At 70.7% G+C, this 25272-nt stretch carries 24 protein-coding genes; 3 read left to right on the top strand and 21 right to left on the bottom strand.

The genetic code is table 11. The annotated features are described in order from the left end of the window. Positions 1 to 52: 52 nt before the first annotated feature. Complete coding sequence (locus tag O7629_RS29370; RefSeq protein WP_278173335.1) at positions 53 to 589, top strand: hypothetical protein; 537 nt, start codon at positions 53 to 55, stop codon at positions 587 to 589. Here the strand turns inward: O7629_RS29370 and O7629_RS29365 are convergent. After that, entirely contained in the window at positions 579 to 1832 is a 1254-nt protein-coding gene (locus O7629_RS29365; RefSeq protein ID WP_278173334.1) for a C45 family peptidase, read from the bottom strand. The two genes, O7629_RS29370 and O7629_RS29365, sit on opposite strands and share 11 nt — an antisense overlap. Positions 1833 to 1993: 161 nt before the next feature. On the opposite strand from O7629_RS29365, the gene O7629_RS29360 reads away from it, so the two are divergent. Beyond that, positions 1994 to 2932, top strand: a complete 939-nt coding sequence (locus tag O7629_RS29360; RefSeq protein WP_278173333.1) for an alpha/beta hydrolase — start codon at positions 1994 to 1996, stop codon at positions 2930 to 2932. Between the two features lie 14 nt (positions 2933 to 2946). Here O7629_RS29360 and O7629_RS29355 read toward each other — a convergent pair whose 3' ends face one another. The 4 genes from O7629_RS29355 to O7629_RS29340 form a co-directional block, all read right to left on the bottom strand. Further along, positions 2947 to 3312, bottom strand: coding sequence for a hypothetical protein (locus tag O7629_RS29355; protein ID WP_123604350.1), 366 nt, complete (start codon positions 3310 to 3312; stop codon positions 2947 to 2949). Then, a complete protein-coding gene (locus O7629_RS29350) occupies positions 3309 to 5291 on the bottom strand; it encodes an SseB family protein (protein WP_278173330.1) in 1983 nt (660 codons plus the stop codon). The genes O7629_RS29355 and O7629_RS29350 overlap by 4 nt, the downstream gene beginning before the upstream one ends. A gap of 144 nt (positions 5292 to 5435) precedes the next feature. Further along, entirely contained in the window at positions 5436 to 5729 is a 294-nt protein-coding gene (locus O7629_RS29345) for a WXG100 family type VII secretion target (protein WP_278174719.1), read from the bottom strand. Between the two features lie 80 nt (positions 5730 to 5809). Next, complete coding sequence (locus O7629_RS29340; protein ID WP_278173328.1) at positions 5810 to 6127, bottom strand: WXG100 family type VII secretion target; 318 nt, start codon at positions 6125 to 6127, stop codon at positions 5810 to 5812. 310 nt (positions 6128 to 6437) lie between these two features. On the opposite strand from O7629_RS29340, the gene O7629_RS29335 reads away from it, so the two are divergent. After that, complete coding sequence (locus tag O7629_RS29335; RefSeq protein ID WP_278173326.1) at positions 6438 to 6824, top strand: phage holin family protein; 387 nt, start codon at positions 6438 to 6440, stop codon at positions 6822 to 6824. A 44-nt stretch (positions 6825 to 6868) separates the two neighbouring features. On the opposite strand, the gene O7629_RS29330 is transcribed toward O7629_RS29335, so the two are convergent. The 16 genes from O7629_RS29330 to O7629_RS29255 form a co-directional block, all read right to left on the bottom strand. After that, positions 6869 to 7558, bottom strand: a complete 690-nt coding sequence (locus O7629_RS29330) for a zf-HC2 domain-containing protein (RefSeq protein ID WP_278173324.1) — start codon at positions 7556 to 7558, stop codon at positions 6869 to 6871. Continuing rightward, positions 7555 to 8049, bottom strand: coding sequence for a sigma-70 family RNA polymerase sigma factor (locus O7629_RS29325; RefSeq protein ID WP_233606748.1), 495 nt, complete (start codon positions 8047 to 8049; stop codon positions 7555 to 7557). Before O7629_RS29325 ends, O7629_RS29330 begins: the two co-directional genes overlap by 4 nt. Positions 8050 to 8141: 92 nt before the next feature. Beyond that, positions 8142 to 8936: a helix-turn-helix domain-containing protein gene (locus O7629_RS29320; RefSeq protein WP_278173323.1), complete on the bottom strand. Its 795-nt coding sequence runs from the start codon at positions 8934 to 8936 to the stop codon at positions 8142 to 8144. Between the two features lie 243 nt (positions 8937 to 9179). Next, the gene (locus O7629_RS29315; protein ID WP_278173322.1) at positions 9180 to 10238 is read right to left on the bottom strand and encodes a polyprenyl synthetase family protein; all 1059 of its coding nucleotides are present in this window, start codon (positions 10236 to 10238) and stop codon (positions 9180 to 9182) included. Positions 10239 to 10283: 45 nt separating this feature from the next. After that, positions 10284 to 11840: an NADH-quinone oxidoreductase subunit NuoN gene (gene nuoN / locus O7629_RS29310; protein ID WP_278173321.1), complete on the bottom strand. Its 1557-nt coding sequence runs from the start codon at positions 11838 to 11840 to the stop codon at positions 10284 to 10286. Then, positions 11837 to 13372, bottom strand: a complete 1536-nt coding sequence (locus O7629_RS29305; protein ID WP_123607130.1) for an NADH-quinone oxidoreductase subunit M — start codon at positions 13370 to 13372, stop codon at positions 11837 to 11839. Before O7629_RS29305 ends, nuoN begins: the two co-directional genes overlap by 4 nt. Next, positions 13369 to 15288 carry an NADH-quinone oxidoreductase subunit L gene (gene nuoL / locus O7629_RS29300; RefSeq protein WP_278173318.1) on the bottom strand — a complete coding sequence of 640 codons (1920 nt, stop codon included), beginning with the start codon at positions 15286 to 15288 and terminating at the stop codon, positions 13369 to 13371. Before nuoL ends, O7629_RS29305 begins: the two co-directional genes overlap by 4 nt. 12 nt (positions 15289 to 15300) lie before the next feature. Further along, the gene (nuoK, locus tag O7629_RS29295) at positions 15301 to 15600 is read right to left on the bottom strand and encodes an NADH-quinone oxidoreductase subunit NuoK (protein ID WP_123607128.1); all 300 of its coding nucleotides are present in this window, start codon (positions 15598 to 15600) and stop codon (positions 15301 to 15303) included. Continuing rightward, on the bottom strand, positions 15597 to 16352 hold the full coding sequence (locus O7629_RS29290) for an NADH-quinone oxidoreductase subunit J (RefSeq protein ID WP_278173315.1): 756 nt from the start codon (positions 16350 to 16352) through the stop codon (positions 15597 to 15599). Before O7629_RS29290 ends, nuoK begins: the two co-directional genes overlap by 4 nt. Continuing rightward, positions 16349 to 16942, bottom strand: a complete 594-nt coding sequence (gene nuoI / locus O7629_RS29285) for an NADH-quinone oxidoreductase subunit NuoI (protein WP_123607126.1) — start codon at positions 16940 to 16942, stop codon at positions 16349 to 16351. Before nuoI ends, O7629_RS29290 begins: the two co-directional genes overlap by 4 nt. 1 nt (position 16943) lies before the next feature. After that, a complete protein-coding gene (gene nuoH / locus O7629_RS29280; protein ID WP_278173314.1) occupies positions 16944 to 18293 on the bottom strand; it encodes an NADH-quinone oxidoreductase subunit NuoH in 1350 nt (449 codons plus the stop codon). Next, positions 18290 to 20833, bottom strand: coding sequence for an NADH-quinone oxidoreductase subunit G (locus tag O7629_RS29275; RefSeq protein WP_278173312.1), 2544 nt, complete (start codon positions 20831 to 20833; stop codon positions 18290 to 18292). Before O7629_RS29275 ends, nuoH begins: the two co-directional genes overlap by 4 nt. Then, a complete protein-coding gene (nuoF, locus tag O7629_RS29270; protein ID WP_278173310.1) occupies positions 20833 to 22185 on the bottom strand; it encodes an NADH-quinone oxidoreductase subunit NuoF in 1353 nt (450 codons plus the stop codon). The genes O7629_RS29275 and nuoF overlap by 1 nt, the downstream gene beginning before the upstream one ends. Beyond that, the gene (gene nuoE, locus O7629_RS29265) at positions 22182 to 23186 is read right to left on the bottom strand and encodes an NADH-quinone oxidoreductase subunit NuoE (RefSeq protein ID WP_278174718.1); all 1005 of its coding nucleotides are present in this window, start codon (positions 23184 to 23186) and stop codon (positions 22182 to 22184) included. The genes nuoF and nuoE overlap by 4 nt, the downstream gene beginning before the upstream one ends. Continuing rightward, entirely contained in the window at positions 23183 to 24505 is a 1323-nt protein-coding gene (locus O7629_RS29260) for an NADH-quinone oxidoreductase subunit D (protein ID WP_278173309.1), read from the bottom strand. Before O7629_RS29260 ends, nuoE begins: the two co-directional genes overlap by 4 nt. Then, positions 24502 to 25248 carry an NADH-quinone oxidoreductase subunit C gene (locus tag O7629_RS29255; protein ID WP_278173308.1) on the bottom strand — a complete coding sequence of 249 codons (747 nt, stop codon included), beginning with the start codon at positions 25246 to 25248 and terminating at the stop codon, positions 24502 to 24504. Before O7629_RS29255 ends, O7629_RS29260 begins: the two co-directional genes overlap by 4 nt. Positions 25249 to 25272: the final 24 nt, after the last annotated feature.

The raw sequence follows: 25272 nt of genomic DNA, 5'->3' as shown, positions 1-25272 counted from the left end.
GCTGCCCGGCCGGCCGGTGGAACTCCGGCCGGCCGGGCAGCGTCCAACCGGCATGGCAGTACCGAAGCTGATCCGACAGTCAGCCTCCCGGTCCGTCGCCGTCATGCTGACCGGCGTGGTGCTGATCGCCGTCGCCGGTTGCGGCGGCGGCCCCACGTCAGGAGCACCGATGCCGGCGACCCCGGACGCCTCGCAGCACGGGCCGGACGCCTCGCAGGGCGGATCCGACGAGTCGGATGCCCCGCAGCGCGGATCCAACGGACCGGCGACACCGGCACCGACACCGACCGAAACGCCGGGTCTGTCCCGGACCGAACCGCCGACGCTGCCCCGGCCCGGGACGCCACCGAAGACCCCGTCCGACCTGATCACCGGCGACTGGCTGGTCGGCACGGTGACCCGGGGTGGCACCGGACCCTGCTACGGGCTGGTCACCGACGACGGGACCGAACACGCGCTGTACGGCGACGACGGCACCACGCTCACCCAGCACACCCGGATCCGGGCGAAGGTGGCTCCGCTGCGGATCCGGATCTACTGCGGGCCGGGCCAGCACTGGCAGCTGATCCGGGCGGAGGTCATCCGGTGACGCCGTCGGTCAACTCCAGCCAGTGGTAGTCGTGCCGGCACGGCGGGCCGGCAGCCAGCCCCAGCCGGCGGGCGTCCAGGTCGATCAGCACCGAGTAGACCGTTTCCGCCTGGTCCGCCGGTGCGTCCCGCTCGTCGAGATGCCGACAGATCGCCAACGGCAGGCCCAAATGATCATGAAACACGTCGGCCAGGTCGGCCAGGCTCAACGGCCCACCGGCCGCCCGTTCGACCAGCAGCCGGCGGGCCCGCGCCGCCCGGAACATCGACGAACCGCCGAGGTTCTTCGTCGTGTCCCGTACCGGCAAGGCCGTCTCCAGGTGGTTCGCGTGGGTGAGCACGCCGTCCACCGGGTGGGTCCACCCGACGTCACCGGGGACCACCTCTAGGTCGAGCAGTTCCCCGCCGGCCGGGCCGGCCTGGCCGAGCAGTAGGTTGATCGACGCGTTCCGGGGGGTACGGCAGGCCACCCGGGTCGCCTGGCCGAGGCTGCCGGCTTCCAGCACGGCGCGCAGCAGCACGTGGTACGGCACGCCGGGCAGGCGACCCGGGGCCAGCCCGTCCCGGTCGCTGCCGAGCATATTGATGCAGACCCCCAGCCCGGCCGAGTTCAGCCCGGCCTTGGCGAGCATGCCCGCCTCGGTGAGGGTGAGCACGGTCAGTCCTCGCTCGTCCGTGGTCCGCAGCAGCACCATGGTGTCCCGCTGATCGGGATGCCAGTCCCAGTTCTGGCCGAGCAGCAGGTGGCCGTCGGCGGTCCGGGAGCCGAGCACACCGGCCGCCGTACAGCCGCCGGCCGACCCGTCCGGACCGACATCACGGCCGGGATCGGGGCCGGAGCCGGAACCGGAGCCGGGACCAGGACCGGTGGGGTCGCTGGGCGGCGGGTCGGCCGCCGTCCGCCCGGTCCCGTACAGCAGTTCGGTACGGGCGTTCAGCGCGTAGACCTCGTCGACGTGCACCCCGGCTCCGCCGGCCACCGCGTCGAGCGCCTCGACGATCCTCGGGTGGGCGGCCCGGCTGGCGTTGCGGAAGGTACCGCCGGCGATCCGTACCGCCGACCTGCTCAACCCGGCCTCGTCGCGAAACCGCCGCAGGTAGTGCTCGATGTTGCGGGCGATCACCGATGCCGCCGCCGTGCCGTAGCCGGCGCCGTACTCGGCCGGCGGCCCGGCGACGCTGATCAACGGGACGGGTGGCGGTTGGGGGTTGCCCGGCGCGGGTCCGGCAGCATCGTCGGCCATCCGGCAACCGTATCGCCGCCCGACCGGGTCCCGCCGCCAGCGGCGGAAGTCCGCCACCCCCGGTGGACCACCCTGAGCCCACGCCGGTGATCGCCCTGAATCAACCTTTATTGTTTGCCCAGGCCGGATACGGTGGTGCGGGGCCGGCCTACGCTGTCGCCATGGGAGAACGTGGCAGGACAGCGGGCCCGGTCGACGAGTCCTGTGTGCTCATCAAGGGCCCCTGGGAGCACCGGTACGTCGGCGCCAACGGCAGCCGGTTCCACGTGGTCGAGGCCGGCACCGGCCCGCTGGTCCTTTTCCTGCACGGCTTTCCCGAGTTCTGGTGGGCCTGGCACGAAATGCTGCCGGCGGTGGCCGATGCCGGTTACCGTGCCGTCGCGGTCGACATGCGCGGTTTCGGCGCGAGCGACAAGCCGCCGCGCGGGTACGACGGATACACGCTGGCCGCCGATGTCACCGGCATGATCAGGGCGCTCGGCGAGCGTTCGGCGGTCATCGTCGGCGCCGGCTTCGGCGGCATGATCGGGTGGACCGCCGCCGCGTTCCACCCGAGGATGGTGCGCCGGCTGGTCGTCATCGGGGCCGCCCACCCGCTGCGGCTACGCTCGGCGATCTTCACCGACCCGCGTGGGCAGGCCGCCGCCTCCACCCCGTCGCTGCGCTTCCAGCTGCCCCGCTACGAACACGTGCTGACCCGCGACGACGCGGCGATGGTCGGTGGGTTCCTCCGCCAGTGGGGTGGGCCGGCGTGGACGGGCGGAGCCCGGTTCACCGAGTACGAACAGCTGTGCCGGACCGCGATGCGGATTCCGCAGGCGTCGTTCTGCGCGCTGGAGGGATACCGCTGGGCGTTCCGGTCGCTGCTGCGGCTGCACGGCTACCGCTTCGTCAAGCTGTTGCAGGAGCCGCTGGTGACACCGACGTTGCAGCTGCACGGAGCGCTGGACCCGGCAGTGCTGCCCCGGACGGCGCAAGGTTCCGGGCGGTACGTGATCGCCCCGTACGAGTGGCGGCTACTGGACGAAGTGGGGCACTTCCCGCACGTCGAGTCGCCGGAGGTGGTGCTCGGCGAGGTACTGCGCTGGGCCAAGAGCTGACCCGCGACCCGGGGTCAGACCCGGTGCTCGCGCAGCTCGGTCACCTCGTTGGCCGCCGCCCAGCCCTGGTAGACGCCGAAGTCGAACTCCTCCAGCCCGAGCGACTGGGCGACCGGAGCCCGACCGCCGGTGTACTCGACCCGCAGCCAGCCGTCGTGCTTGGCGAGCACGACGAACGGCTGGCCGTGCCAGGTGCAGGTGGTACGGACGTACGCCAAGTCGTCGACCTCGGACATCGGCACCACCCGGACGTACCGGCCGGAGCGGATCGCGGTGAAGCCCTCGCCCTCCGTCGGCTGGTAGATCCGCACCTCGTCGCCGGCCGGGCTGGCGTCGTACTCCTGCCCCTGCCAGCGGGCGACGTAGCCGTCGCGCATCATTCCTCCTTGACCCGCTGCCAGGCGGTCTCGTCGGCGTCCAGCCGGGCGACGAGCGTCCCGGTGCCGTCCGCGCCGAGGCGCCACAGCTGCGAGCCGTGCGGCAGCCGGATCCCGTCGACCTTGAACTCGGCCACGACGTCGCTGCTCTCCCCAGGGGCGAAGCCGTTGCCACGGAACGGTGGGCGCTCGATCACCCAGCCTTCCATCGCCCGCATGGCGTTCTCGTTCTGGCCGCCGTAGGGGATCCGGTAGAGGCTCGGCCGGTAGGCCGGCCACCGCAGCACGAAGATCTCCTCGGCGTCCGGGGCGAACGGTGACCCGGCGTAGCCGAGCCCGAGTGCCGCGTACAGCTTGGCCGGGGTGTCCAGGTGGGCGACCTCGGCGGCGCGGTGCACGAACCCCGACACCCGGTCGTAGCCACGGTCCAGGTAGTAGCCGACCTGGCTGGCGGCGACGGTCTTCTGCATCGTGGTCGGCTGCCCCGGGACGTCCGGCCCGCTGGACACGGCCGGCTTCGGCGCGGCCGACCCGCCGGGTTGGGGTTCGGCCGGCTGTTCGACGTCGGCTTCCTCGTCTCCCAGCCCGACTTCGGCCGCCCAGCTGGCCAGGCCGACGATCTCGGTACCGGGCAGCTTCGCGCCGACCGGGGTGCCGGGGTTGATGACGAACGACCACTGCGGGTCCGGCCAGCGGCGGATCAGCTGGACGAACTTCACTTCGACGGTCTCGACCGGGGTGTCGAAGTGATCGGCGATCCGCTCCGGCGAGGTGAACACCACGACGAACGTGCCGTCGGTGGCGGTCTCGGTCCGCCAGGTGAAGCCCTCGTCGCCGGGTCTGGACCCGGCGACGGACGATTCGGAGACGGGCAGCAGCACCTTGGCGAGCAGGAGGGTGGACAGGAACGAGTTGCTGCCGCCGCCGCCCGCCGCCGCGACCAGGTCCCGCTCCACGTCGTTGGCCGGCTCGAAGGCCGGACCGGACGGTGGCTCCTCGACCACCGGACCGGACGGTGGATCAACGTCTGGCTCGAACGCCGGACCGGACGCCGGCTCGAGGGCCGGACCGGACGCCGGCTCGAAGGCCGGACCGGACGCCGGCTCGAAGGCCGGCCCGACGACCGTGTCGCCGGCCGCACCGCGCTGTTCGGCCGCTGGTGGCGGGTCTTCAGTGGGCGGCGCGGGAGTCGGCACCCGGCGGGGCAGACCGCCGGCCGACAGCCCGGCGGTCGCACCGGCCGGGGAGCGGGTCGAACCGTACGGTGGCGGCGAGCCGGGCGGCACCGGACTGGCGGTCGGCGGCGCCGGGTCGACGGCCGCGTTGTCCGGGTGCGGCCACTGACCTTCCGGAGCCGGAGCGGTCGGCGCCGGAGCGGCCGGTGCCGGCGGTGGGCTGGCAGCGGCGGTAGCTTCGGCGGCGTACCGGGTGGGATGCCGGCCGTGGTCCGGCAGTAGAGCGGGCCCACCGTCAACAGGCCCACCGTCGACCGGCCCGGCACCGCCGGGATGGCCGGCCGGTCCGGGGACGGTGGCGGTCGCGCGGGCTCGGGCGGCGGCATCGGCGCGACCCTCGGACTGGCCGCCGCGATTCGGCAGTCGCGCGTCTCCGCGGGCCAGCTGGGCGACGAACCAGGCCGGCAGCCAGCCTTCGATCGGCAGACCCGGGTTGACCGCCAGCCACCACTCCAGGTTCGGCCAGGTGGCGGCCAATTCCGCAAACGTCACCCGACGGGCGGAACTGCCGCTGTCACCAAGGCAGGCGTGCAGGGTGACCGGCGAAGTGAACGCGAGAACGTGGGTCCGCCCGTTCGTCGTCCAGGTGCCCCAGCCCATCGGGGCCTGGCCGGCCAGGGCCTGAGCCGAAACCGGGAGCAGCAACTCGGTGCCGGCAAGCAGTTGGAAGTAGAGCTCCTGGTCCTGACGGAGCAGGGCGTCACGCATCGCGGCCTCGATCTCGGTGGCCGGTTGCCAATCGGTCACGGCCGACCCCCCTTTCCACCGGACAGGCCACACGCGTCCGGTACAACCTACAAGGTGGTGCCACGATCACAACGGCCGGCGGACGCCTTGCAGATCAACTGATGTGAGAAAACACTTCGCGTAGTCGAGAGAACACCGTTCGACTCATCGGAACAGGTCCGCGTTGCGCCGTTCGGTGCTCAGATAGTCGGCGGCCGACTCGTCGACGGCGACCTTGATCTCCCGCAGCAGGGCCTGGAGATTCTGCGCCGCGCCGCGCCACCGGGCCTGCCGTTGCTCGTACGCCTGACGGGCCGCACCCTCCCAGGTCGCTACCAGTGGCGCAGCCTCCCGTTCCACCTGGTGCAACTGCGACCCGAGAGTACGCAGCGCCTGCCCGATATCGGCGCTGGCCTGTTGCAGCGCTCGGAAATCCACCACCAGCTCGCCGTCGGCCAACTGGTCACCTCCTCCGTGTCGTGCCATCGTGCCGCCCGCCAGGCAGCGCCCCGGAGCAGCCGGCCGGCGGCCAGTCCGTCTCAGAGCGGCAGCTCGATCCGTCGCCCCGCCCGGGTCACCCGGTCCGCCGCCGCAGCGTCAGTCGCCTGGTACTGCGTCCCGGCGGTACGGATCGCTCCCGCCGTCTCGCGCAACGCCCGGTGCAACACCGCCTGCTCCCTGGCCCACCCGGCTGTGACCTGCTCGAAGGATCGGCCACCGGCACCGCGCCAGGCGTGCTGAAGCACCTCCAAACGCTGCAGCAGACCGCGCAGCATCACGTCGAGCTCCTCGTCGACCTGGTCGAAACGGCTGGCCGCCCGCTGCATGATCGCCAACTCGGCTTGCGTCTGCGACACGCTGTGGCCCCTCTCGGTCCCGGTCCGCTGACGGCGGTGAACGTCACCTCGCCGACCGTAGTCGGGTCGACCCGCCGCCGCAGCCCCACCTCGTCCGCTGTGGATAACGGCTCGGTTGCGGTGGCACCGGCGACGAATCAGCCAGCGAGCGGCTGAACCGGGGAGACGGTCAGCAGGGTCGACCAACCGTCGCGCCGGGTACCGGTAGGACTGCAACTGGTGGGACTGCAACTGGTCCTGCCGGGACGTCGACGGCGCATCTGCGGGACCGATGGGCCGCAACCGGCGGTCGGCATGGCAGGATTCCCGGATGGGTTTTCTCAAAAGCCTCCTCATCCGCCTGGGTAGTACGGCGTTGGCGTTCTGGCTGGCCACCCTGATCATTCCGGGCATCACGTTGCAGACCGACGCGATCGGCGAGGCGATCGTCACGCTGCTGCTCGTGTCGGTCATCTTCGGCGTGGTGAACGCGGTGCTGCAGCCGATCGTCAAGACCGTCGGGTGTGGCCTGTACCTGCTGACCCTCGGGCTGATCGCGGTGGTCGTCAACGGACTGCTGTTCCTGTTGACCGGATTCATCGCCGGACAGCTCGACCTGCCGTTCGAGGTGGATGGTTTCTGGCCGGCCGCCGTGCTCGGGGCGCTGCTGGTCGGGGTGGTCACCTGGCTGCTGGGTCTGGTCCTGGACCGGGACTGACCGGCCAACCAGGCCGGACCGGGACCGGCCGGCAACCGACCAGGTCAGCCGATCTGGTATGCCAGGATCGCCGCGCCGTCGGAACGGACCAGTTCGAGCCGTTCCAGTTGGTCGTGCTCGAACCGGGTCGCCCCGGTGAAGACGATCTCGGCTCCGGGACTGACCGCCCACGAGCCGACCTGCTGCTTGGCCCCGTTCCGGTCGTAGGCGACCAGCTCGAAATCCATCGGTCGGCCGTCCGGGTTGGTCGGCTCCCACCAGCAGCGCATGGTGACCTCGGTGCCATTGGCCGCCGCCTGCAGACCCACCTCGGCGTGAATCGGCAACTGCGAGGCCACCGGCTGCATCGCGACGAGCTGGGAGCCGGGCGTGGTCTCCGGCGTACCGCCGGCCCCCACCCAGCCGACCCCGAAGCCGACCACGATCGCGAGACCGGCGGCGGCCAGCGCCGCCCCGGCGGTCTGCCACCGGCGCATCCGCCGGCCCCGGCGGCGGGCCCGGCCCGCCGCGTCGACCAAGGTTGCCAACCGGGGCTCGGTCGACGGCGGGTCGCTGATCTGCTCGAAGCCGGCTGGATCCAGCCGGCCGAGCAGTCCGGGCAGCACCGCGATGTCGGCGACTGCCTGCCGGCAGCTCGGGCAGCCGGCGAGGTGATGCTCGTACGCCGCTCGCTCCGCAGGTGACAGGGCACCCAGGACGTACGCGCCGTCGTCGTGCGCGTAGTCACACCTCACTGGGTCACCCCCATCTCCTCCAGCACCAGCCGCAACGAGCGCAGTGCGTAATGTGTCCGTGACTTCACGGTACCTGGCGGAACACCGAGCCTGGCCGCCGCCTCGGATACCGAACGCCCCCGGTAGAAGCACTCGATCAGCACTTCCCGGTGTGGTTGGGAGAGCCGGCCGAGGGCTTCGGCGACGGTCCACGCCTCCACGGCACGGTCCGCCTCGTCCACCGCTGGTGGTGGTTCCGGCAGTTCGTCGGTGACCACCTCACCGACCCGGACACTGCGTCGACGCCAGGCGTCGATCGCGAGGTTCCGGGCCGTGGTGAACAGCCAGGCCCGTACGGATCCCCGCTCCGGGTCCAGCGACTCGGGATGTCGCCAGGCCCGCAGCAGCGTCTCCTGGACCAGGTCCTCGGCTCGCTGCCGGTCGCCACCGGCCAGCCGCAGCGCATGCGCGAAGAGCGCGTCACCGTGCTCTTCGTGCAACGCGCGCATCAGTTGTGAATCCTGGTCGGTCAAGAGGCGCCCTTCCCTTCCGCCTCATGACACGTAGCCGCCGGCCGGGCGGTTCAAGGTCCTGGAGAAACTGTTCAGCTGCCCGGATGCTCCGGGCCGGTCATCGCCTCGGCGACCGCCCGGGCGGCGGTGAGCAGCTTCGCGCGGACCACCCGGGCCGAGGTCATCATCTCGGCCGCCGGCAACGCGCAGGCGATCGCCACCCGCCGCTCGACGTCCTTGTCCGCGTTGACCATCACCGCGGCGCAGGCGAGGCCCTGCCGGTACTGGCCGATCTCCAGGTGCATGCCGCGCCGGTCGCCGACCGCGAGATCGGCTTCGAAGCCCTCGATGGTGGTGATGGTGGCCGAGGTGAACGGCCGCATGCCGAACTCTTTGAGGTAGCGGAACCGCTGATCGGGGGTGAGGGTGGCGAGCAGCGCCTTGCCCAGCGCGGTGGCGTGCGCCCCCTCGTCGAACCCGGGCACCAGGTCCTCCAGGTACGGCGAGCGCAGCCCGTCGGCCGACGCGGTCACCGCCACCTGGGACCCGACGAAGCGGCCGAGGTAGTGGCTGTAGCCGGTCTCCGCCGCTGCGCGGCGCAGCGCCTCACCGACCGCTGGCGGGCCGCGGAACGCGGCGACCAGTTCGCGGTAGCGGTCCGCCACCTCGAGGCCGACGATGTAGGTGCCGTCCTCGCGACGGATCACGTAGCCCTCGTACGCCAGGGTGCGCACCAGGTGGTACGTGGTCGCCACGGTCAGCTCGCAGCGCCGGGCAATCTGTTTGACGGTCAGTCCGCGCGGGGCACGTCCGACCGCTTCGAGCACACGCAGTGCCCGTGAAACGCTCCGGATGAGGTCCGAAGGTTCCGCCAAGGGGTCGCGCACAACCACCTCCGCCGCCGGGGACTTACACCATATGAAAAGACAGCCGCCTGTGGAATGCCCTTTCGAATCAGGGGCACCAGGTGGCGACTATCGGTGTGGCGCCCGACACGTACGGTTCATGCTATTGGCTAACGCGACATCATCGCAAATGGCGGTGCCGTTCGTCGCCCTCGTACCGTCGCCGGCCGGCGGAAATCCGCCCGGGCGACCGGACCGGACCAGGACCGGACCCCGGCCACCCGGCTAGTTCGTCCGGTCGGCGATGAAGTCGCACAGCGACTGCATCGCCTGCCGCGCCGGGCCGGGTGGCAGCGGCGCGAGCCGGGACCGGGCCTCCTCGGCGTAGCCGCGCACCGTCTCCCGGGCCCGCTTCAGCGCCGGTGACTCGCGCAGCAGACCCAGCGCCTCGGCGTGCAGGTCGTCGTCGGTGACCGGACCGGCGGCCAGGATCTCCCGCAACCGTCGGGAGGCGGCGTCACCGTCATCCGAGCCAAGCGCGTAGAGCACCGGAAGCGTATGCACCCCTTCGCGCAGGTCGGTGCCGGGTGTCTTGCCCGACTGGGCGGAGTCCGACGCGATGTCGAGCAGATCGTCGGATAGCTGGAACGCCACCCCGATGGTCTCGCCGTACCCGGCCAGGGCCTCGACGTGCTCTGCGGGCGCGCCGCCGAACATCCCGCCGAACCGTGCGGACGTCGCGATCAACGACCCGGTCTTGTCCCCGATCACCTGCAGGTAGTGGTCGACCGAAGGCTCGCCGCCATGCGGGCCGACCGTCTCGGCGATCTGGCCGTGCACCAGCCGGGCGAACGTGCGGGCCTGCAGCCGTACCGCCTCGATACCGAGATCCGCTGCGAGGTCGGCGGCCCGGGCGAACAGGTAGTCCCCGACCAGGATCGCCACCGAGTTGGTCCACCGCGAGTTGGCGCTCGGTGCGCCGCGACGCACCGGCGCCTCATCCATCACGTCGTCGTGGTAGAGCGTCGCCAGATGGGTCAGCTCCATCACCACCGCCGCCGGCACCACCAGCGGTGCCGCCGGGTCGCCGAAGTGCGCACCGAGCGCCACCAGCAACGGGCGAAACCGCTTGCCGCCGGCCTCGACCAGATGGCGGGCCGCCTCGGTGACGAACGGGTCGGCGCTGAACACGCTGTCGCGCAGCTCGGCCTCGACGTCGGCCAGGATCCCGGCGATGGACGCCTGCAGCTGCGGGTCGACGATGTCGATCCCGATCGAGGTCACCGCTCCCGCGCCAGACGCGAAGGAGCTGCCGTCAGCCGTCCTCACCACACCCCCAACCATGCCACAGCGGCGGTGGCGGCCCAGGTTGGGGGCGGGTGAGGTGGTTCATCGAACAAACTCGGCGGCGTTGCTGGTCAGATCCAGCAGCGCTCCCGGTGCGACCCCGAGCAGCAGAGTGGCCAGTACCCCGATCATCAACGCCGCCGAGGTCAGCGCACCGGGGATCACCACCGTCGGGGTGGCGTCGCTCGGCTCGCTCAACCACATCATCACCACCACCCGCAGGTACGGGAAGGCGAGGATCATGCTGGTCACCACACCGGCGATCACCAGCCAGATCTGGCCGTCCCCGACCGCCGCCCCGAAGACGGCGAACTTGCTGGTGAAACCGCTGGTCAACGGGATGCCCGCGAACGCCAGCAGGATGAAGGTGAAGATGCCGGCGAACACCGGGGACCGCCGGCCCAGCCCCGCCCAGCGGGACAGGTGGGTGGCCTCGCCGTCGGCGTCGCGGACCAGGGTGACCACCGCGAACGCGGCGAGCACGATGAAGCCGTACGCCACCAGGTAGAACATCGTGCTGGCCAGGCCCTCGGCGGACAGCGACAGCACACCGACCAGCAGGTATCCGGCGTTGGCCACCGACGAGTACGCCAGCAGCCGCTTGATGTCGGTCTGGGTGACCGCCAGGATCGCCCCGACCAGCATGGTCAGGATGGCGACCGTGCCCAGCACCGGGGTGAAGTCCCAGGCGGCCCCGTAGAAGGCGACGTGCAGCACCCGCAGCAGCGCGCCGAACGCGGCGACCTTGGTGCAGGCGGCCATGAAGCCGGTCACCGGCGTCGGTGCCCCCTGGTAGACGTCCGGGGCCCAGACGTGGAACGGGGCGGCGGTCGCCTTGAACAGCAGGCCGACCGAGATCAGCGCGATGCCGGCGAACAACAGCACCGGGCTGGACTGCGAGGTCTCCACCGCCGCCCGGATGGTGGCGAAGTCGACCCCGGGCCCGGTCGGGCTGTCCACCCCGGAGGTGAAGCCGTAGGTCAGCGCCAGCCCGAACAGGAAGAACGCCGACGAGTAGGCGCCCAGCATGAAGTACTTGAGAGCCGCCTCCTGGCTGAGCAGCCGCCGCCGCCGGGCCAGCGCGCAGAGCAGGTACAGCGGCAGCGAGAACGCCTCCAGGGCGATGAACATGGTCAGCAGGTCGTTGGCCGCGACGAACAGCAGCATGCCGGCGAGGGCGAACAGCGCCAACGGGTAGACCTCGGTCGCACCGGACCGGCCGGCCGCCTGCTTGCGGTCCTCGGCCGAGTTGACCACGATCGCCGCCTGGGCGACGAAGGCGCCGCCGGTCTCCAGCGACCGCTCACCGATCAGCAGCATCGCCATCACGCCGAGCACCAGGATCGCGCCCTGCAGGAACAGCGTGGGGCCGTCGACCGCGATCGCCTCACCGGCCGTCACCGTCCGGGTGCTGCCCTGCAGGACCACCGCGACCAGCGCGCCGACCATGCTGGCCAGGGCCAGCACCAGTTGCACCGGGTTGCGCAGTGAGCGGGGCACGAACGCCTCGACGAGGACGCCGATCATCGCCGCGCCGAACAGGATCAGCATCGGCGAGATAGCCGCGTAGTCGATCGCGGGGGATGAGAACTCGCTCACCGGGCCGCCTCCTGGATTACGCCCTCGGTCGGGGCGGGGTCGGACGTGCCGACGTCATCGAACAACGTCGCCTCGATGGCCGGGTTGATGACGTCGGTCAACGGCTTCGGGTAGAAGCCGAACAGCAGGATCAGGGCGATCAGCGGAGCCACCACGACCTTCTCCCGCAGGGTGATGTCGCGCTTCATGCCGTCGACCGTGGTCAGCGCCGGGTTCAACGTGCCCTGGGTGGTGCGCTGCACCATCCACAGCACGTACGCCGCAGCCAGAATGATGCCGAGGGTGGCGATCACCGCGACCGGTTTGTTCACCGAGAAGGTGCCGATCAGCACCAGGAACTCGGAGATGAACGGCGCGGTGCCGGGCAGCGCCAGCGACGCCAGACCGGCGAAGAAGAACACCCCGGCGAGCACCGGGACCATCTTGCCGGCCCCGCCGAAGTCGCTGATCAGTGCGGAGCCGCGCCGGGCCACGAACATCCCGACGACCAGGAAGAGCAGGCCGGTGGCGAGCCCGTGGTTGACCATGTAGAGCACCGCGCCGGTGCCGGCCTGGGTGGTGAACGCGAAGATGCCGACCCCGATGAAACCGAAGTGTGAGATCGAGGTGTACGACACCAGCCGCTTCAGGTCGTTCTGGCCGACCGCCAGCAGGGCCGCGTAGATGATGCCGATCACGGCCAGGGCCAGCGCCCACGGGGCGAACCACTGCGACGCCTCCGGGAACAGCCCCAGGCAGTAGCGCAGGATGCCGAACGTACCGACCTTGTCCATCACGCCGACCAGCAGCGCGGCCGATCCGGCCGGCGCGGCACCACCGGCGTCCGGCAGCCAGGTGTGGAACGGGAAGAACGGCGCCTTGATCGCGAACGCCACGAAGAAGCCGAGGAACAGCCAGCGTTCCACGCCGGTGGACATGTCGATCTCGCTGAGCGCCTGCCAGTCGAAGGTCTGCCCGCCGACCACCCACAGCCCGATCACCGCGGCCAGCATGAACAGACCGCCGACCAGCGAGTAGAGGAAGAACTTCACCGCCGCGTACTGCCGCTGGTGGCCGCCGTAGCTGCCGATCAGGAAGTACATCGGCACCAGCATGACCTCGAAGAACACGTAGAACAGGAAGATGTCGGCGGCGGCGAAGACGCCGATCATCGTGCCTTCGAGCAGCAGCAGCAGACCGAAGTAGACCGGCACCGACCGCTTCGACGCCTCCGCGTCGTGCCAGGAGGCGAGGATCACCAACGGCACCAGCACCGCGATCAGCATCAGCATGACCAGCGCGATGCCATCGGCCGCGAAGGTGAAGTTCACCCCCCAGTTGGGGATCCACGGGTACGACTCACGGAACTGGAACCGGTCGCCGCCGACGGTGAAGGCGAACCACATCACCAGTGACAACACCAGCACCGCCACCGACCAGCCGAGCGCCAGCCACTTGGCCAGCTCCCCCTGACGACGCGGGACGAGCGCCACCACGAGCGCGCCGACCAGCGGCGCCACGGTCAGCACCGAGAGGAACGGAAAGTCGTTCACGCCAGCCATCCCATCTGCAGGGCGAGGAACGCCGCGACCACCACGAAGGCACCGGCGAGCACGGACATCGCGTACGAGCGCACGAAGCCGGTCTGCAGCCGCCGCAGCCGCCCGGAGCTGCCACCGATCACGGCGGCGAGGCCGTTGACCAGGCCGTCGACTCCCCGGTTGTCGAGGAAGACCAGCGCCCGGGTGAGGAAGATGCCCGGCTTTTCGAAGACCACCCGGTTGAACGCGTCGGTGTAGAGGTTGTGCCGGGCGGCGGTGACCAGCACCCCGGCCGGCTGCTCCTGCTCGGCGGTGCCGTTGCGGAACAGCAGCCAGCCGAGCAGCGCGCCGAGCACGGTGATCACCAACGCCAGGATGGTGACCACACCGTGCGACAGCACCGCCTCGTGGTGGCCCTCCTCGGTGCCCAGCACCGGGGTCAGCCACTCGGGCACCGAGGTGGACATCAGCCAGCCGGCGGCCACCGACCCGACCGCCAGCAGGACCAGCGGCACCCACATCAGCGCCGGCGACTCGTGCGGGTGGTCGATGTCTTCGGTCCACCGCTTCGGGCCGTGGAAGGTGAGGATGAACAGCCGGGTCATGTAGAAGGCGGTCAGCCCGGCACCGAGCAGGGCGGCCCCGCCGAACAGCCAGGCGGTCCAGTCCTCCCGTTCGAAGGCCGCCGCGATGATCGGTTCCTTGGAGAAGTAGCCGGACAACGGCCAGATGCCGATGATCGCCAGCCAGGCCAACCCGAAGGTCGCCCAGGTGATCTTCATGTGCCGCCACAGGCCGCCGAACCGCCGGATGTCGGTCTGGTCCTTCATCCCGTGCATCACCGAGCCGGCACCGAGGAACAGCCCGGCCTTGAAGAAGCCGTGCGCCAGCAGGTGCACGATCGCCAGCGCGTACGCGCCGCCGCCCAGCCCGACCCCGAGGAACATGTAGCCGATCTGGGAGACCGTCGACCAGGCCAGCACCCGCTTGATGTCGTCCTTGGCGCAGCCGATGACCGCGCCGATCAGCAGGGTGAGCGCGCCGACGCTGACCACCACGGTCTGCAGGGTCGGGTTGGCCGAGAAGATCGGGTTGGATCGGGCGATCAGGTAGACGCCGGCGGTGACCATCGTCGCGGCGTGGATCAGCGCCGAGACCGGGGTCGGGCCCTCCATCGCGTCCGGCAACCACGCCTGCAGCGGGAACTGACCGGACTTGCCGGTCGCGCCGAGCAGCAGCAACAGGCCCATCGCCAGGATGGTGCCGGACGCCAGTGCCCCGGCACCGGTGAACACCGCCTCGAACTGGGTGGTGCCGAGCGTGGCGAACATCAGGAAGATCGCCAGCACCAGGCCGGCGTCGCCGACCCGGTTCATCAGGAACGCCTTCTTACCGGCGGTCGCCGCGGCCGGCAGGTGGTACCAGAACGAGATCAGCAGGTACGACGCCAGACCGACGCCCTCCCAGCCGAGGAACAGCATCACGTAGTTGTTGCCCAGCACCAGCACCAGCATCGCGGCGACGAACAGGTTGAAGTACGCGAAGAAGCGCCGTCGTCCCGGGTCGTGCGACATGTACTCGACCGCGTACACGTGGATCAGGAAACCCACGCCGGTGATCAGCAGCACGAAGACCGCCGACAGCGGGTCGAACAGCAGCCCGAAGTCCACCGACAGGCCACCGACCTCGATGAACTGCCACAGGCTCAGCTCGACCGCCCGGTTGTCCAGGTCGCGTAGCTGGAAGAAGTAGGTCAGGCCGAGGACGAAGATCGCCCCGACGCTGACCACCCCGAGCCAGTGTCCCCACTTGTCGGCGCGCTTGCCGAGCAGCAGCAGGATCGCCGCGCTGGCCAGCGGGATGGCCACCAGCAGCCACACGCTACTCAGCAGCCCCGTGGCCTGGGCGTACTCCACAGTCGATTCCACGTGTGGGCCCCTTTAGTACTTCAGCAGGTTGGCGTCGTCGACGCTCGCCGAGCGCCGAGTCCGGAAGATGGTCATGATGATGGCGAGCCCCACGACCACCTCGGCTGCCGCCACGACCATCACGAAGAAGGCGATGATCTGACCGTTGAGGTCACCGTTGATCCGGCTGAAGGTGACCAGCGCCAGGTTCGCGGAGTTGAGCATCAGTTCGATGCACATGAACAGCACGATCGCGTTGCGGCGGACCAGCACGCCGACCGCGCCGATGGTGAACAGCACCGCCGACAGGATCAGGTAGTTGTCCGGAGTCATTTGTCAGTCCCCTTCGGGGCGGCCTCGCTGGGCGAGAGTTCGCGCGTCGGCAGGATCGCCGGGATGCTCCGGTCGGTGAGCGTGCCGTCCGGCAGCCGGCCGGGGGTGGCGACCGAGGTGGAGGTGGCGTAGACACCCGGACCTGGCTTCGGGCCGGGGTAGTTGCCGGGGGCGAACCGGGCCCGCATCATCTCCGGTTGGCCGCGCCGCTGTTCCTTGCGCTTCTCGATGTGCGCGAGGATCAGCGCGCCGATCGCGGCGGTGGTCAGCAGGGCGGCGGTCACCTCGAACGCGACCAGGTAGCGGCCGAACAGCAGGGCGGCGATGCCCTGCACGTTGCCGTCCGCGTTGGCCTGCTCCAGGCCGACCGCCTGCACCCCGCCGAGGCCCCGGTACAGCCCGGTGCCGACCAGCGCGGCGAAGCCGACGCCGAGGGCGACCGCGGCGATCCGCTGCCCGCGCAGCGTCTCGATCAGCGAGTCGGAGGCGTCCCGGCCGACCAGCATCAGCACGAACAGGAAGAGCATCATGATCGCGCCGGTGTAGACGATGATCTGCACCAGGCCGATGAACGGCCCGCCCTGCACGACGTAGAACACGCCGAGGCAGAGCATGGTCAGCACCAGCCAGAGCGCGGAGTGCACCGCGTTGCGGGCCCACACCATGCCGATCGCGCCGAGCAGCGCGAGCGGAGCCAGGATCCAGAAGGTCACCGCCTCCCCGGTGGAGACCTCCGCTGCGAGCTCGGTCATGGCTTGCCCTCTCCCGTCGTCCCCGAGCCGTCCTGGGTGCCCTGCTCCGACCAGGGCGCCCGTTCGGCGCCCGCCGAGGTGCCCGGGTTGGTCAGCGCGCCGACGTAGTAGTCCTTCTCGCTGTCGCCCAACCGCATCGGGTGCGGCGGCTGCTCCATCCCCGGCAGCAGCGGCGCCAGCAGCTGCTCCTTGGTGAAGATCAGGTCCTGCCGGGAGTCGCGGGCCAGCTCGTACTCGTTGCTCATGGTCAACGAACGGGTCGGGCAGGCCTCGATGCACAGCCCGCAGAAGATGCACCGGGCGTAGTTGATCTGGTACGTGCTGGCGTACCGCTCACCCGGGGAGAACCGCTGCTCCTCGGTGTTGTCGCCGCCCTCGACGTAGATCGCGTCCGCCGGGCAGGCCCAGGCGCACAGCTCACAGCCGATGCACTTCTCCAGCCCGTCCGGGTGCCGGTTGAGGATGTGCCGGCCGTGGTAGCGCGGCGCGGACACCGGCGGCTTGAACGGGTAGTCGGTGGTGACCACCTTGCGGAACATGTGGGAGAAGGTGACCCCGAAGCCCTTGAACGTTCCCGTGATCGCGCCCACGTCACACCTCCTTGTCGTCGGTGGCGGGACCGACCTGGGCCGGCTCCCGTTCGGCTACCGCCCGCTTGGCCCGTGGGCTGGGCGGGACCTGCAGGTCCATCGGGGGCAGCGGGAAGCTGCCCGGTGGCCGGGAGTCGACCTGCTCCTGCAGGGTCGGCGCCGGCCGCTCCTTGCGCGTCGGCCAGAAGATCACCACGGCGAGCAGGATGGCGACCGGGATACCGATCGCGATCAGCCGGTCGTTGCGCTCCCAGCCGCTGGTCACCCGGATCCCGCCGAGGGCCAGGATCCAGGCCAGGTTGATCGGCAGCAGCACCTTCCAGCCGAACCGCATGAACTGGTCGTAGCGCAGCCGGGGCAGGGTGCCGCGGAGCCAGACGAAGACGAAGATCAGCGCGATCACCTTGCCCATGAACCAGAGCATCGGCCACCAGCCGCTGTTCGCCCCGTCCCAGATGCTGACCGGCCAGGGGGCCCGCCAGCCGCCGAGGAACAGCGTCACCGTCACCGCCGACATGGTCACCATGGCGACGTACTCGGAGAGCATGAACAGCGCGAACTTCAGCGAGCTGTACTCGGTCATGTAGCCGGCGACCAGCTCGGACTCCGCCTCGGGCAGGTCGAACGGCGCCCGGTTGGTCTCCGCCACCGCGGCGATGAAGAAGATGATGAAGCTGGGCAGCAGCAGGATCGCGTACCAGCCCGGGGCGTACAGGTCGAACCCGCCGATGGAGGTGAACAGGTCACCGCCGGACTGGGCGGCGACGATCCCGCTGGTCGACATGGTGCCGGCGGTCATGAAGACGCCGACCACCGACAACCCGAGCGCGATCTCGTACGAGATCACCTGCGCCGTCGAGCGCAGGCCACCGAGCAGCGGGTACGTCGACCCGGACGCCCAGCCGCCGAGCACCAGCCCGTACACGCCCATCGACGAGCAGGCCAGCAGCACCAGCACCGCCACCGGCACGTCGGTGACCTGCAGTGGGGTCTGGGTGCCGAAGATGCTCACCATCGGCCCGAACGGGATCACCGACAGCGCGGTGACCGCACAGATCACCGAGATCGTCGGGGCGAAGAAGTAGACCACCTTGTCCGACGCCTTGGGGAGGATGTCCTCCTTGAAGGCCATCTTCAGCCCGTCGGCCAGGGTCTGCAGCAGGCCGAACGGGCCGGCCTGGTTGGGGCCGGGGCGGACCTGCATCCGGCCGACCACCCGCCGCTCGAACCAGACCCCGAGCAGGGTGCCCAGCAGCCCGAAGACGAAGGCGAAGACCACCTTGATCAGGATCAGCCACCAGGGGTCCAACCCGAAGTCGGACAGCGTCGGTTCCTGTGCCAGTGGGTTCACCGCAGACCCCCTAGGTTCGGGTTCGTCGCGCCGTTGTGGCTGATCCGCCCGTTACCGTCCGATCCGGCGGCCGTGCCGTCCGAGCCGGTGGCGGCGCTGACCTTGACCAGTGCGCCGGAGACCGCGCCGAGGCTGCGGCGCACCGTCGAGCCGGGCGAGTTCGTCGGTAGCCAGACCACCCCGTCCGGCAGCAGATCGGTGACCGCCGCCGGCAGGGTGACCGCACCCCGGTCGGTGCCGACGGTGACCGGATCCCCGTCGGCCACCCCGAGCGCCCCGGCCAGCGACTTGGCCAGCCGGACCACCGGCGGCCGTGCGGTGCCGCCCAGGTAGGGGTCACCGTCGGTGAGGGTGCCGAGGTCGATCAGGTGGTGCCAGGTCGCCAGCACCGCCTCGCCGGCACCCGGGCTGGCCGGTGCCGTCGGGTCGACCAGCGGCAGCCCGGGACGCTGCGCCTTGGTGGCCGGCAGCGCGCCGAGCTCCCGGCGGATCAGGTTGACCTCGCCGGTGCCGAGTGCGACACCGAGCTGGGCGGCGAGCGCGTCGAGCACCCGGGAGTCGGCCATCGCGGTGGTGTTCAGCACCGCCTCGAAGGTGCGCAGCCGGCCCTCCCAGTCGAGGTAGCTGCCGGCCTTCTCCACCGCCGGCGCCACCGGCAGGACCACGTCCGCGCGGCGGGTCACCGCGCTGTGCCGGATCTCCAGGCTGACCAGGAACGGCACCGCGTCGAGGGCCTGCTCGGCGAGCCGCGGGTCGGCCAGGTCGGCCGGGTCGACCCCGGCGACGACCAGCGCGCCGATCTTGCCGGCGGCGGTCGCCGCGACGATCGCGTCGACGTCGCGGCCCGGCTCGGACGGGATGGTCCCGGCACCGATGTCCCAGGCCCCGGTCAGCTCCGCCCGGGCGGCCGCGTCGGCGACCGGACGGCCGCCGGGCAGCAGGTTCGGCAGGCAGCCGGCGTCGACCGCGCCCCGGTCGCCGGCCCGTCGTGGCACCCAGGCCAGCTTCGCGCCGGCCCGCTCGGCGACCGCGCCAGCGGTCGACAACCCGCCGGGTACGGTGGCCAGCCGCTCGCCGACGAACAGGATCGCGCCGGACCGGCCGAGCGCCTCGGCGACCGCGCGGTCCTCGGTGAGCAGCCGCGCCTCGTCGCCGGGCACGGTCGGCACCAACGTGGCGCCCAGCTTCTCCAGGCCCCGGCTCAGGTACGGGGCCAGGGCGATCACCCGCAGCCCTTTCTTGCTGTACGCCTTGCGCAGCCGCAGGAAGAGGATCGGGCACTCCTCCTCCGGCTCCAGCCCGGCGATCACCACCACCGGGGCCCGCTCGATGTCGGCGTAGGTGACGTCGGAGTTACCGGCCACCCGGGCGGCCAGGAAGTCGGCCTCCTCGGTGGAGCAGGCGGTACCGGTGACCGGTCGGGCCCGGAAGTCGATGTCGTTGGTGCGCAGCGCCACCCGGGCGAACTTGGCGTACGCGTAGGCGTCCTCGACGGTGAGCCGACCGCCGGTGAGCACCCCGACGCCGTACGCCCCGTCGCGGGCGTTGCGCAGCCCGTCGGCGGCGACCGCCAGGGCCTCGCTCCAGGACGCCTCCCGCAGCTCACCGGTGCCGGCGTCGCGGACCAGCGGGGTGGTGAGCCGGTCGGTGGCGGTGGCGTAGCGGAACCCCCACCGGCCCTTGTCGCAGTTCCACTCCTCGTTGACCGCCGGGTCGTCGCCGGCCAGCCGGCGCATCACCTTGCCGCGCCGGTGGTCGGTGCGCTGCGCGCAGCCGGCCGAGCAGTGCTCACAGACGCTCGGCGAGGAGACCAGGTCGAACGGGCGGGCCCGGAACCGGTACTGGGCACCGGTGAGCGCGCCGACCGGGCAGATCTGCACCGTGTTGCCGGAGAAGTAGGAGTTGAACGGCACGTCGCCGTCGCCCTCACCGTCCGGCGTCGGTTCGGCGCCGAACGCCTCGTCCCGGTAGACGTTGATCTGCTCGCCGGAGGAGCGGTCCATCAGGTCGATGAAGGCGTCACCGGCGATCTCCTCGGAGAACCGGGTGCAGCGCTGGCAGAGCACGCAGCGCTCGCGGTCCAGCAGCACCTGGGTGGAGATCTCGACGGGCTTCGGGTACTCCCGCTTGTGCTCGTGGAACCGGGAGTCCGGCCGGCCGGTGGACATCGCCTGGTTCTGCAGCGGGCACTCGCCGCCCTTGTCGCACATCGGGCAGTCGAGCGGGTGGTTGACCAGCAGCAGCTCCATGATCCCCTGCTGGGCCTTCTTGGCCACCTCGGAGGTGAGCTGGGTGCGGACCACCATGCCGTCGGCGACGGTCTGGGTGCAGGAGGCGACCGGCTTGCGCTGCCCCTCCACGTCGACCAGGCACTGCCGGCAGGCGCCGGCCGGGGCGAGCAGCGGGTGGTCGCAGAACCGGGGGATCTCGATGCCCAGCTTCTCGGCGACCCGGATCAACAGTGCGCCCTTGGGCGCGGTGACCTCGACGCCGTCGATGGTCAACGTCACCGTCTCGGTGGTCTTGGCTACCTCTGCCATTAGTGCGCACCTACCAATGCTTTCTCCGACAGCTTCGGTGCCGTGCGGCCCTCGATGTAGTCGAGGTAGTCCTGCTTGAAGTACTTCAGCGAGGACGTCACCGAGCTGGTCGCGCCGTCGCCGAGGCCGCAGAACGAGCGGCCGAGGATGTTGTCGCAGGTGTCGAGCAGGGTGTCCAGGTCCTCGTGGGTGCCCTGACCGGCGAGAATCCGCCGGAAGACCCGCACCATCCAGTAGTTGCCCTCCCGGCACGGGGTGCACTTGCCGCACGACTCGTGGTGGTAGAACTCCAGCCACCGGTAGGTGGCGTACACCGGACAGTCCTGGTCGGAGAAGATCTGGGTGGCGGTGGTGCCGAGGATCGAGCCGGCGCCGGCCACCCCTTCGAAGTCCAGCGGTACGTCCAGGTGCTCGGCGGTGAGCAGCGGGGTCGACGAACCGCCGGGCGTCCAGAACCGCAGCTCATGACCGGGCTGCATCCCGCCGGCCAGCTCGATCAGCTCGCGCAGGGTGATGCCCATCGAGCACTCGTACTGCCCCGGGTTGGCGATCCGGCCGGACAGCGAATAGATCATCGGGCCGGACGACTTCTCCGTACCCATGCTCTTCCACCAGGCGGCGCCACCGAGCACGATATACGGCACGCTGGAGATGGTGCCGACGTTGTTGACCACTGTCGGGCAGGCGTACAGGCCGTGGGTGGCCGGGAACGGCGGACGCAGCCGGGGCTGGCCACGGAACCCTTCGAGGGAGTCCAGCAGCGCCGTCTCCTCGCCGCAGATGTAGGCACCCGCCCCGCTGTGCACCACCAGGTCCAGGTCGAACCCGGAGCCGAGGATGTCCTTGCCGAGGTAGCCGGCCCGGTACGCCTCGTCGACCGCGTTGCGCAGCCGGCGGGCGGCGTGCACCGCCTCACCCCGGATGTAGATGTAGGCGCGGCTGGCCCGGATCGCGTACGAGGCGATGATGACGCCTTCGACCAGCGAGTGCGGGTCGTACATCATCAGCGGCAGGTCCTTGCAGGTGCCCGGCTCGCCCTCGTCGGCGTTGACCACCAGGTAGTGCGGCTTGCCGTCGCCCTGTGGGATGAACCCCCACTTGAGGCCGGTGGGGAAGCCGGCCCCGCCCCGGCCGCGCAGCCCGGAGTCCTTGATCAGCTTGATCAGGTCGTCCGGGTGCACCGGGTCGGCGTCGCGGCCCCGGCCGTCCGGCGTACCGGTCAGCACCTTGCGCAGCGCGGCGTAGCCGTCGAGCTGCTGGTAGACGTCGATCTTCCAGGCGTCCGGTGACAACCAGCGCTTGGTCAGCACCGGGGTCAGCTTCTGCAGGGTTTCCGGTCGCGGCTGGGTCATCGGGTGCCCTCCTCGCTGCGCGCGTCCCGCAGCGACCCGCGCTGTGGCTGCGAGTTGTCGCCGGCCGGTTTGGCGTCACCGGCGGGCGGGTTGGCGGCGGCGCCGGCCGACTCGGCGGCCTCGGCGTCGCTGTCCGGCTCGGCCCGGTCGGTCGGCACCGTGGTGCCGGGGGCGTCCGGGGCCGGGGTCTTCGCGTCCGGGGCGCGGGTCTCGGCGGCCCGGATCTCCGGCGACTTGGCCTGTGGTGCCTTGACGTCCGGGGCGGTGCTGCCGGTCGCCGCCGGTGCCGGCCGGCTGGGTGCCGGAGCAGGGGCAGGGGCGTCGCCGCTGATCGGCGTGTTCGGGTCGAAGCCGGCGACCGAGACGCCGTGCTGCTGGGCCAGCCGCAGGCCGCGCAGCGTGGGGTCGCCGGCCGGTCCGTCGGCGACCGCGCCCTCGCGGGTGTCGGAGAAGCCGGCCAGCTGCAGCGACATCTCCTTCAGCGTGCACAGCCGGGCACCCCGGGTGGGTGCCGGGCGGCCGCCGGCGCGCAACTCCTCGACGACGCCGAGCGCGACGTCCGGGTCGACCTTGTCGAAGAAGTCGTAGTTGACCGTCATCACCGGGCCGTAGTCGCAGGCGGCCAGGCACTCGGCGTGCTCCAGGGTGATGGTGCCGTCGGCGGTGGTCTCCTCGTGCCCGACACCGAGGTGCTCGCTGAGCGCGTCGTAGACCCGCTGGCCGCCGAGCACGTCGCACATCGTGTTGGTGCAGACGCTGACCAGCCAGTCACCGGTGGGCCGGCGCTTGTACATGGTGTAGAAGGTGGCGACCGCGCTGACCTGGGCCTTGTTGATGCCCAGCGCTTCGGCGCAGAACTCGACGCCGGCCGGCGAGACGTAGCCCTCCTCGGACTGCACCAGGTGCAGCAGCGGCAGCAGTGCCGACCGGGAGCGGTCCGCCGGGTAGCGGGCGATGATCTCCCGGGCCCGGTCGTGCGTTTCCTGACTGAAGCCCATCAGCGGTCACACCCACCCATCACGGGGTCCAACGAGGCGCCCCCGGCGATCACGTCGGCGAGCAGCCCGCCCTCGGCCATGGCCGGGATCGCCTGGAGGTTCACGAAGCTCGGTTCGCGGTAGTGCACCCGGTACGGCCTGGTCCCGCCGTCGGAGACGGCGTGCACGCCCAACTCGCCGCGGGGTGACTCGATGCCGACGTACACCTGGCCGGGCGGCACCCGGAAGCCCTCGGTCACCAGCTTGAAGTGGTGGATCAGCGACTCCATCGACTGACCCATGATCTTGGCGACGTGCTCCAGCGAGTTGCCCATGCCGTCCACGCCGATGGCCAACTGCGCCGGCCAGGCGATCTTCTTGTCGGCGACCATGATCGGACCGGGCTTCAGCCGGTCCAACGCCTGCTCGATGATCTTCAGCGACTCGCGCATCTCGGCCATCCGAACCAGGTAACGGCCCCAGACGTCGGCGGTCGGCGTGGTCGGCACGTCGAACTCGTAGTCCTCGTAGCCGCAGTACGGCATGGTCTTGCGCAGGTCCCAGGCCAGACCGGCGGAGCGCAGTACCGGCCCGGTGACGCCCAGCGCGAGGCAGCCGGTGACGTCGAGCACCGCGACGTTCTGCGTCCGCTCCAGCCAGATCGGCTGCCCGGAGAGCAGGTCCTCGTACTCCTTGAGCCGCTTCGGCATCACCTTGAGGAACTCGCGGATCTTGGCGATCGCCTCGTCCGGCACGTCCTGGGCGACCCCGCCGGGCCGCACGTAGGCCATGTTCATCCGCAGCCCGGAGACCAGCTCGAAGATCTCCAGGATGTACTCGCGCTCCCGGAAGCAGTACAGCATGATCGAGATCGCGCCGAGCTCCAGGCCGGTGGTGCCCAGCCAGATCAGGTGCGAAGAGATCCGGTTGAGCTCCATCATCAGCACCCGGATGGTGTTCGCCCGCTCGGTGATGTCGTCGGTGATCCCGAGCAGCTTCTCCACCGCCAGGCTGTACGCCGTCTCGTTGAAGATCGGCGCCAGGTAGTCCATCCGGGTGACGAACGTGGTGCCCTGCACCCAGTTGCGGTACTCGAGGTTCTTCTCGATCCCGGTGTGCAGGTAGCCGACGACCGTCCGGGCCTCCCGGACGGTCTCCCCCTCGAGCTCCAGCACCAGCCGCAGCACCCCGTGGGTGGACGGGTGCTGCGGCCCCATGTTGACGATGATCCGCTCGTCGGTGAGCGGGTCCGTACCGCCGACCACGGTGTCCCAGTCGCCACCGGTGACGGTGAAGACCTTGCCCTCGTCGGTCTCGCGTTCGGTTGCGTATCCGGCCGTCATTGGTAGCTCCTCCGCTTGTCCGGCGGTGGGATCTCGGCGCCCTTGTACTCCACCGGGACGCCGCCCAGCGGGTAGTCCTTGCGCTGCGGGTGGCCCTCCCAGTCGTCCGGCATCAGGATCCGGGTCAGCGCCGGGTGGCCGTCGAAGACGACGCCGAACATGTCGTACGTCTCCCGTTCCTGCCAGTCGGCGGTCGGGTAGACGGCGGTGACGCTCGGCAGGTGCGGATCCTCGGCGGTGACCGCCGCCTCCAGCCGGACCCGACGCCGGTAGGTCATCGAGGTCAGCTGGTAGACGACGTGCAGCCGGCGCTCATCGGCACCCAGGTAGTCCGCCCCGGACACCGAGGAGCAGAGCTCGAAGCGCAGCGCCTCGTCGTCGCGCATCACCCGGCAGACCTCGGCGATCCGCTCCGGCTTGATGTGCAGGGTCAGCTCACCCCGGTCGACCACGACCTTCTCGATCGCGTCGGCGAAGGCCGGGTAGGCCTCCTCCAGCGCGTCGCACACCTCGTCGAAGTAGCCGCCGTACGGCCGCTCGGCGCCGGCCACGCTGGACCGGCGGCGGACCAGGCCGCCGAAGCCGGACGTGTCGCCGGAGCCCTGGATGCCGAACATTCCCCGGCCGGCCCCGCTGGCCGGCGGGAACTCGGCCGGCGCGCCGCTGGTCGCCCCGACCGGCGGGGCGGCGGCGGGTACGCCACCGCCCGGCTGCTCACTGGGCGCGTTGGTCGGCCCGGTCACTGGATCGTCCTTTCGCTGGTCAAC

The sequence above is a fragment of the Solwaraspora sp. WMMD792 genome, assembly GCF_029626105.1.
Lineage (GTDB): Bacteria > Actinomycetota > Actinomycetes > Mycobacteriales > Micromonosporaceae > Micromonospora_E.
The sequence above is the reverse complement of the archived record's forward strand: the minus strand, read 5'-3'. Positions and strand labels throughout refer to the sequence as shown.

Bases quoted from the DNA above. Each gene is read 5' to 3' on its own strand.
- O7629_RS29370 (WP_278173335.1), top strand. From the start codon at position 53: ATGGCAGTACCGAAGCTGATCCGACAGTCAGCCTCCCGGTCCGTCGCC.
- O7629_RS29290 (WP_278173315.1), bottom strand. From the start codon at position 16,352: ATGACCGAGCTCGCAGCGGAGGTCTCCACCGGGGAGGCGGTGACCTTC.
- O7629_RS29365 (WP_278173334.1), bottom strand. From the start codon at position 1,832: ATGGCCGACGATGCTGCCGGACCCGCGCCGGGCAACCCCCAACCGCCA.
- O7629_RS29275 (WP_278173312.1), bottom strand. From the start codon at position 20,833: ATGGCAGAGGTAGCCAAGACCACCGAGACGGTGACGTTGACCATCGAC.
- O7629_RS29315 (WP_278173322.1), bottom strand. From the start codon at position 10,238: ATGGTTGGGGGTGTGGTGAGGACGGCTGACGGCAGCTCCTTCGCGTCT.
- O7629_RS29355 (WP_123604350.1), bottom strand. From the start codon at position 3,312: ATGATGCGCGACGGCTACGTCGCCCGCTGGCAGGGGCAGGAGTACGAC.
- O7629_RS29360 (WP_278173333.1), top strand. From the start codon at position 1,994: ATGGGAGAACGTGGCAGGACAGCGGGCCCGGTCGACGAGTCCTGTGTG.
- nuoK (WP_123607128.1), bottom strand. From the start codon at position 15,600: ATGACTCCGGACAACTACCTGATCCTGTCGGCGGTGCTGTTCACCATC.
- nuoF (WP_278173310.1), bottom strand. From the start codon at position 22,185: ATGACCCAGCCGCGACCGGAAACCCTGCAGAAGCTGACCCCGGTGCTG.
- O7629_RS29260 (WP_278173309.1), bottom strand. From the start codon at position 24,505: ATGACGGCCGGATACGCAACCGAACGCGAGACCGACGAGGGCAAGGTC.
- O7629_RS29335 (WP_278173326.1), top strand. From the start codon at position 6,438: ATGGGTTTTCTCAAAAGCCTCCTCATCCGCCTGGGTAGTACGGCGTTG.